This is a genomic window from Streptomyces sp. 4F14, assembly GCF_048159485.1.
GTDB lineage: Bacteria > Actinomycetota > Actinomycetes > Streptomycetales > Streptomycetaceae > Streptomyces.
On the sequence record NZ_JBLRVY010000250.1, the window covers coordinates 1 to 363 of the forward strand.

1 pseudogene is annotated in these 363 nt (G+C 66.7%); it reads left to right on the forward strand.

Features of this window, described 5'->3' with window-relative positions:
- A pseudogene (locus tag ACLZOT_RS50565) lies at positions 1–350 on the forward strand (phenylalanine--tRNA ligase subunit alpha); the annotation flags it as partial.
- Positions 351–363 lie beyond the last annotated feature (13 nt).

A 363-nucleotide genomic window follows, 5' to 3' on the forward strand; every position in this document is an offset into this window, starting at 1 on the left:
CCCTGTTCGGCGAGGGCATGAAGACCCGGCTGCGGCCGAACTTCTTCCCCTTCACCGAGCCCAGCGCCGAGATGGACATGCTCTGCTACGTCTGCAAGGGCGAGTCCGTGGGCAACCCCGACCGGCCCTGCCGTACCTGCTCCTCCGAAGGCTGGATCGAGCTCGGCGGCTGCGGCATGGTCAACCCGCGCGTCCTCACCGCCTGCGGCGTGGACCCGGAGAAGTACAGCGGCTTCGCCTTCGGGTTCGGCATCGAGCGGATGCTGATGTTCCGCCACAACGTCGAAGACATGCGAGACATGGTCGAGGGTGACGTCCGGTTCACCCGGCCGTTCGGGATGGAGATCTGATGCGGGTCCCGCT